This is a genomic window from uncultured Enorma sp., assembly GCA_905210055.1.
Lineage (GTDB): Bacteria > Actinomycetota > Coriobacteriia > Coriobacteriales > Coriobacteriaceae > Enorma.
The window spans coordinates 1-6,947 of record CAJLVH010000107.1; the positions used below are offsets into that span (position 1 = coordinate 1).

Below are 6,947 nucleotides of genomic sequence, written 5' to 3' on the forward strand. Positions count from 1 at the left end.
AAGCGCCAAAAGCTCAGGCGCCGGCCGCAATCCCAACCAGAGCGTCGCATCTCGCGGACGCCCGAACGTTCCCAAGCCATCCAGCGCAAGCCCCACAGCCGCGCGCCCCGCACACGCTTCATCGAGCGCCGCCATAGCATCGCGTACGCCCGCCTCGTCCACCTCGCCCAGAAACGCCAGCGTCACATGATAGGTCTCCCGACGCATGAAGCGCCCACCGACCACATCGCGCAGCTGCCGCGCCAGCGCCGCGACCTCATCCTCGAACAGTTCTGGCAGCTCAAGTGCTATGAACGTCCGCACAGGCATCGCCCCCGCAGTCGCGCTTACCCGCCAAAAGGGACAGTCCCTTTTGGCAGAACCACCCCAGCGCCTGCCCCCATTGCCATGGCGTTGGGGCTGTCCCCACCGTTATGACTACTCGCGGCCGTCCCAGCAGTAGGTGCAGACCTTCGTGGGATCGATGCCGATCGCCTCGAGCATGCCGGGTAGGCTCTGGTAGCCCAGGGAGTCGAAGCCGAGCTGCTCGCAGATGCGCTTAAGCAGGCAGCCGCCGCGCTCCGTGGAGCTGTCGGCGTACTCATCGAGGTGCTTGTCGCCCTCCGGCCCCTCGAGCTCGCGTACCACGCGACGCGCGATAAGGTCCATGTCGGACTTGCCGCGCGAGAACGAGAGGTACGGGCAGCTGAACATGATGGGCGGACACGCGGAGCGCATGTGCACCTCGGCGGCACCGGTCTCATACAGGAAGTTCACCGTGTTACCGAGCTGCGTACCGCGCACGATCGAATCGTCAACGAACAGCAGGCGCTTGTCGCGAATGAGCTCGGGCACGGGAATCTGCTTCATCTCGGCGATGCGGTCGCGCACCGTCTGATTGGTGGGCATGAACGAACGTGACCACGTGGGCGTGTACTTGATGAACGGGCGGGCGAAGGTGGCGCCGCACTCGTTAGCGTAGCCAATGGCGTGCGGCGTTCCGGAGTCCGGGACACCTGCAACGTAGTCCACTTCGGGCAGCGTGCCGGCAAGCGCCTCGTCGCGTGCCATGATGTGCCCGTTGCGATAGCGCATGACCTCGACGTTCATGCCTTCGTAGTTCGAATTGGGATAGCCGTAGTACACCCAGAGGAACGCACAGATCTTCATCTCGCCGCTTGCCGGCGCCACGGTCTCGTAGCCCTCGGGGGTGATGCACACGATCTCGCCGGAGCCGAGCTCATACTCGTCTTCGTAGCCCAGCTTGTGGTAGACGAAGCTTTCGAGCGACACACAATAGCCATCGCCGTTCACGTCGCGGCCTATGATTACCGGCAGGCGACCGTGTGGGTCGCGCGCGGCATAAATCACACCGTCCTCGGTCATCACGAGTAGCGTGAGCGATCCCTTGATGGAGCGCTGGGCGAACATGATGCCCTCTACAAGGTCGTCCTTCTGGTTGATGAGCGCCGCCACGAGCTCGGTGTGGTTCACCGCGCCAGAACTCATCGCCATGAACTGCGCGCCACCGCGTTCGAAGTATTCATCGATGAGCTCGTTGGCGTTGCTGATGGCACCAACAGTGGTGATGGCGAACGTACCATGATGCGAGCGCACGAGCAGGGGCTGCGGGTCGGTATCGCTGATCCAGCCGATACCGCTCGTGCCGTGAAAGCGCTCGATGTCCTTGTCGAACCGCGAGCGGAACGGCGTATTCTCGATGGAGTGGATCTCTTTGTTGAACCCGCCCGTGCCATCGCAGAACACCATGCCAGCACGGCGCGTGCCGAGATGCGAGTGATAGTCGACGCCGAAGAATACGTCCAGAACAACATCGCGCTTCGAAGCTGCGCCAAAGAAACCGCCCATGTCTCGCCTTCCTGTCGGCACGATTGAACGCACTTCAGTATACAAGCGACTTGCCTGGGCGTGGCCGCAAACGCCCGGATTGCCGACTTTTTCGCAAGCAACACCTTGGGAACGAGGGTTGAGGTGCCGGTTCTAACGCTTTTGACTCCGTCCCCAAAGTGACGCGCATCCGTTCTGGGTACAAACGTCTTGATAGATTCGGCAAGATGAAAGGACGGTAGCCATGAACACCCTTGAAGCGCTCACCACACGCCGTAGCTGCAGGAATTTCAAGCCCGACCCGGTTCCTCCCGAACTCATCGACAAGGTTCTCGAGGCGGGCACGTTCGCGCCCACCGGCATGGGCAGGCAATCCCCCATCATCGTCGCGATCACGAACAAGGTAGTGCGCGACCAGCTCTCGGCACTCAACGCGCGCATCATGGAGGACGACGGCGACCCGTTCTACGGCGCGCCCGTCGTACTCGTCGTCCTCGCACGCAAAGACGTCCCCACGCACGTCTACGACGGCTCGCTCGTGATGGGCAACATGCTGAATGCCGCGCATGACCTGGGGCTCGCAAGCTGCTGGATTCACCGCGCCAAGGAGGAATTCGAATCGCCTGAAGGCCATGAGATCCTCGCACGGCTGGGACTCGATGCGAACGAGTACGAAGGCATCGGCAACTGCATCCTCGGCTATGCCGCCGAACCCGCGCCCGCGCCAGCCCCGCGCAAGGCCGATTACATCTACCGCATCGTGTAGAACGACGAACGGCATCGCCTCCCAACCGAAGACACCATGCCAACAAGACCCTCGGGGCAAGACGCGCCCGAGGGTCTTTGCTGACTTTCGATGATGCGGCATTTACCCGGAGCAGCCATGATTCCCCTTCCGTGCAGCATATCGGAACATTATGTCTGCGACGCGTGCGATGTGTCGTATCATCTAAGCATCAACCCATGAAGGAGGTCTTGATGTTTTGCACGAAGTGCGGTGCACGGCTCAATGATGGAGCACGTTTCTGCGGCGTTTGTGGCACGCCGGTAAGCTCGCCGAATGACCCCGCTGTCCCCGGCGCGGGCACAGCGCCCGCAAGCGCGCCAGCGCCCATCCCCGCGGCACCCGCCGTTCAGCCCGCACCCATCGCGGTGCAGCCCGCCGCCCCGCAGCCCCAGGCTCCCACCTCGGCCTCCTTGGCACAGCAAGCACTCCCCGCCTACGTGCAGCAGGTCGCCGCACGCCTGGGCGAGACGCCCCAAATCGTGCCGGAGCTGCAAACATACCTCTTCGTGACGAAGCGCTTCTCCGCCGCGCTCGCGAACATCCACCAGTACTTCTTCATCTATGCGAACGACTTCGTGGGCTACAACGAGATGCGCGACTACGCCACCGCGTGCACCGACTGGGCGCTGCATAACTACTCTGGTGTGCCACGCGGCCTGCAGAAAGGCGTCGCCATCTACCCCGTCATGCTGCAGCACCCCATGAACCCCGGCGCCATCCAGTTCGTTAAGGAGAAACCGAAGGCCAAGTTCGCGGCGTTCACGCTGCCCGTAGTGGTCGATCCGGTGGAGCGTCAGATGCAGTTCATGGACTCGACGCCCGTATGGGGCTTCGCCATGTGGGGCGGCGTCAAGAAGGCTGCATCAGAGGCCCTCGCCTAACCGCCTCTCCGCGTCACTTTGGGGACGGGTTAGTTTGTGTCGAAAACGTCACAAACGTACCCGTCCCCAAAGTGACGTTCCTGTCCCCAAAGTGACGCCCATCGTGACGCGTTGAAGGAGTTTCTCATGAACATCCTGGTACTGCCGCCGTTCAACGAGGCGCAGCGCGCGGTGATTGAAGCCGCGGCGACGGGTGCGTCATTCACCTACGCCTCGAGCGCCGAAGCGACGGATGAAGCGATCGCCACGGCCGACGTCATCGTGGGAAACCTTCCGCTCGCACGGCTCGCCCTCGCCCGCAACCTTCGTCTCCTGCAACTCAACTCCGCCGGGCACGATGCGTACGCAGCACCGGGCACCATACCTGCGGGAGCCGCGCTCGCCAACGCTGTGGGCGCCTACGGGCAAGCGGTCTCGGAGCATGTCTTTGCGATGGTGCTCATGCTCATGAAGCACCTCGACGGATACCGGGACGACCAGCGGGCGCACTCGTGGACAGACCGCGGCCCGGTGACCACCATGGCGGGTGCGCAGGTACTCGTGCTCGGCGCCGGCGACATCGGCCAGCACTTCGCCCAGCTCGCTCACGCACATGGCGCGCATGTGCAGGGTGTGCGCCGACACCTCGGCGCTGTACCGGGCGGCTTCGAGAGCATCCATGCTATGGACGAACTGCCTAAGCTGCTCCCCAAAGCCGACGTAATCGCTGCGTTTCTCCCGAGCTCGCCCGCCACGCGCGACCTCGTGGATGCCGAGTTTCTCGCCCGATGCAAGCCAACCGCCTACTTCGCGAATGGCGGCCGCGGCGACCTCGTGGTTCAGGCAGATCTTATCGATGCGCTCGAACGTGGCGTCATCGCGGGCGCAGCGCTCGATGTCACGACCCCCGAGCCGCTGCCCGCAGACGATCCGCTCTGGAGCGCACCGAACCTGCTCATCACGCCACATGTAGCGGGGCAGTTCCACCTCTATACGGTGCTTGACAACGTCGCGCGCATCACGGCCGAGAACCTGCGTCGACTGCAAACGGGAGAACCGCTCGTCAACGAGGTCTAGCGCTCGACAGTTCAGGTCGAAGGCGTGCGGCGGAGCCGGCTGCCCGACCGCCGAGCAGCCCCTCGCCGCCTCTTCGTGCGCCCAGCGCTGCGCCGCCTCCGGACACGCACGCCGCCATCACGCCAATTCGTGAGACGCACCGTCGCCGAAACCGCGAGCCAAAGCCCTATGCCGACCATGCACAGGCTCACCGATCCCACGACCGCGGCTTCCACCGCATCGCGCGAAACCCATGCGGGCAGGCTCCCCCAATCCACGCGCGAGAGCAAGACCGCCTGCAGTGCGAAGATGGAAATCAATGCGCTTGCCAGGTTGAACGCGCGCACACCCTTGACCGCGAGCGTCTCCTCGCGCCGCGCGCACCAGGTTGACGAGTGCCGTCGCGATGAGCACGAGCGCATAGGCCGCGTAGACGTACAAAAGAGCACCGGGATAGCCGTCGCCGAACCCCTGCAGCACGATACGCTCGAGCGTTTTCGACATGCCGAGCACCAGCGCGACGAGCGTGAACCCCGCCCTCCTGCAGCGCCTCAGTGAATCGGCCTCCTCGCCCGCACGTTCCGCCACCACACTCATGAGCGCGCCGGAGGCAAGGTAGGACTTGCCCGCGTTGAGCGCCGCGACGACGACGCCCACCGAGAAGATCCACCACGACCTCGTGAGCAGGCCGGCAACGATATTCAGCAGCGCGAACAAGGCGTGGATGGATCCGAAGAGCAACCCCATCGTCATCGCGAGCGCCTGGCGATTGCCGCGCAGCTGAACGGACACCACGCTGCGCATCGCCTGGCGTACAGGGGAGATGTGCCGAAAGGTAACGCCGTTTTCCCGCGGAGCGAGTGGAACGCCGGCAAGCGCCTCGAAGAAGCGTATGAGGACACGCCGCGTTTGGACGCGGACGCGGGCACGTGCGCGGCTTTGCGTCTCGACGATGACCCGCATGCCGTCACCTCCCCTGCGCGAACGCGACGCCCTGCAACCGCTCTTCCGCATCGCATGCGGTTCATTGCGGCAGGATCATCCCTGCTCTCAGTATTTCCGCATCGGGCGCGGTTAATCACGGCAGCATCGACCCCGCCGGCCGCATCCCTATATCGTGCGCAATTCGTCCCGCTCGGGAGAAATCGGGAATCAGGGCTACTTGTTCACCTTGGTGTTCCCCTGCACGACCACACCCGCAATCGCGAGCACAAGCGTGCCGATGAGCAACGGCGTGGAATAGGCAGCCGAGAACTCGCCACCGATGAAGCCCGCAAGCGCGTCGAACGTCGCCATCGCATCGCCCGGAACCGCGTGCTCGAGAAGCTGGGGAAACGCGAGGACGGCTGCGAGCGCGTTCGAGACGAGGAAGCTCGCGCCCGTGTACGCCGTGCCGATGCGCACGAACAGGTCGCACCAACGCACGGCGGCAAGACCCACGAGGGCACCAGCAAGGACCACGATGATCATCAGGTAGTCACTCATGTTGGGAACGAGCATGCCAATGAAGAATCCGAGCGCGGCGCCTGCGAAAAATCCAATGAGGAAAACGCCCGCCTTGTAGGCGTACTTGGAAAGCAGCGCCGCGATGATGCCGAGCACGGCAGCGATCACGAAGGACGCAGGCGAACCGTCCGTAGCCGTGAGCGCGATGTTGAACACGCCGAGGAACACCAAGACGCCCAAAACGATGTAGAACAGGCGCTTGCCCATGAAGCATGCGAGCGCGCCCGCCGCAATGTTCACCAAGAGGTATAGGATGACGAATTCCACGATAAAACCTTCCACGCAAAAGCGATTGAGCTCTCGTTACAACAGAGACGTGCTATTTTCTCACATAGAGAACATAGAGAACCAAGTACGTGCAGGCTATTGATTAAACCACAGCTTGAGTGAACCCATCCCAAAACGTGCCCCGTCCCAAATGCGCGGCGTTAGTTGAGTACGCGATGCTCCTCGACCACGGCGAGCGAGACCTCATCGAGTTCCACGCCCGCATCTATGAGCTCACGGTTCAGCTGCTCGACGCTCGGCTCCTCGCCAGTTCCGGCGACTTCGAGATGCAGGGAGCCGTCTTCGAGTTCGAAGCGCGAGATGCGCCAATCTGACCCATCGACCCACGCCGCCACGACATTCTGTACGGAACGCAGCTGCTCGGATTCGTGTACCACCGAGAAGCTCGTCGATGCGAGCAGAAGCACCACCACGAGCGCCCCGATGCCCACCGCACCGTACCATAGGCTCCGCGCCTTGCCTTCGATGACCGAAAGCGCGCGAGTTCCCAAGCCGGCGATGAGGTACACCGCGCCTCCCATGATCTGGATCGCTACGTAGTTCGTCACGAAGAGCAGAAACGCTCCCACCGCAGCATCGAACACGCCCTCGTAGAGCGCCGCACCCACCACGCACAGTGGCGG

7 protein-coding genes and 1 pseudogene are annotated in these 6,947 nt (G+C 63.2%); 3 read left to right on the plus strand and 5 right to left on the minus strand.

Features of this window, described 5'->3' with window-relative positions; all coding sequences use genetic code 11:
- Together thpR and QZ079_RS07120 are read right to left on the minus strand one after the other, a co-directional pair.
- Positions 1-303 (minus strand): RNA 2',3'-cyclic phosphodiesterase (gene thpR, locus QZ079_RS07115; protein WP_297036967.1); only part of this gene is annotated, 303 nt, incomplete at its 3' end.
- Positions 304-417: 114 nt separating this feature from the next.
- Positions 418-1,848, minus strand: coding sequence for an amidophosphoribosyltransferase (locus QZ079_RS07120; protein WP_297036970.1), 1,431 nt, complete (start codon positions 1,846-1,848; stop codon positions 418-420).
- Positions 1,849-2,071: 223 nt separating this feature from the next.
- Here QZ079_RS07120 and QZ079_RS07125 point away from each other — a divergent pair, with 223 nt between their 5' ends.
- The 3 genes from QZ079_RS07125 (at position 2,072) to QZ079_RS07135 (ending at position 4,551) form a co-directional block, all read left to right on the plus strand.
- Positions 2,072-2,593, plus strand: coding sequence for a nitroreductase (locus tag QZ079_RS07125; protein ID WP_297036973.1), 522 nt, complete (start codon positions 2,072-2,074; stop codon positions 2,591-2,593).
- Between the two features lie 212 nt (positions 2,594-2,805).
- The gene (locus tag QZ079_RS07130; protein WP_297036978.1) at positions 2,806-3,495 is read left to right on the plus strand and encodes a zinc ribbon domain-containing protein; all 690 of its coding nucleotides are present in this window, start codon (positions 2,806-2,808) and stop codon (positions 3,493-3,495) included.
- Between the two features lie 126 nt (positions 3,496-3,621).
- On the plus strand, positions 3,622-4,551 hold the full coding sequence (locus tag QZ079_RS07135; protein WP_297036980.1) for a D-2-hydroxyacid dehydrogenase: 930 nt from the start codon (positions 3,622-3,624) through the stop codon (positions 4,549-4,551).
- A 117-nt stretch (positions 4,552-4,668) separates the two neighbouring features.
- Here the strand turns inward: QZ079_RS07135 and QZ079_RS07140 are convergent, their stop codons facing one another.
- From QZ079_RS07140 to QZ079_RS07150, 3 genes and pseudogenes are all read right to left on the minus strand, one after another.
- Positions 4,669-5,493, minus strand: coding sequence for a hypothetical protein (locus tag QZ079_RS07140; RefSeq protein WP_297036983.1), 825 nt, complete (start codon positions 5,491-5,493; stop codon positions 4,669-4,671).
- Between the two features lie 195 nt (positions 5,494-5,688).
- The gene (locus tag QZ079_RS07145) at positions 5,689-6,303 is read right to left on the minus strand and encodes a hypothetical protein (protein WP_297036986.1); all 615 of its coding nucleotides are present in this window, start codon (positions 6,301-6,303) and stop codon (positions 5,689-5,691) included.
- A gap of 161 nt (positions 6,304-6,464) precedes the next feature.
- A pseudogene (locus tag QZ079_RS07150) lies at positions 6,465-6,947 on the minus strand (DUF389 domain-containing protein); the annotation flags it as partial.

Coding starts and splice junctions, on each gene's coding strand:
- QZ079_RS07140 (WP_297036983.1), bottom strand. CDS start 5,493: ATGCGGGTCATCGTCGAGACGCAAAGCCGCGCACGTGCCCGCGTCCGC.
- QZ079_RS07135 (WP_297036980.1), top strand. CDS start 3,622: ATGAACATCCTGGTACTGCCGCCGTTCAACGAGGCGCAGCGCGCGGTG.
- QZ079_RS07120 (WP_297036970.1), bottom strand. CDS start 1,848: ATGGGCGGTTTCTTTGGCGCAGCTTCGAAGCGCGATGTTGTTCTGGAC.
- QZ079_RS07130 (WP_297036978.1), top strand. CDS start 2,806: ATGTTTTGCACGAAGTGCGGTGCACGGCTCAATGATGGAGCACGTTTC.
- QZ079_RS07125 (WP_297036973.1), top strand. CDS start 2,072: ATGAACACCCTTGAAGCGCTCACCACACGCCGTAGCTGCAGGAATTTC.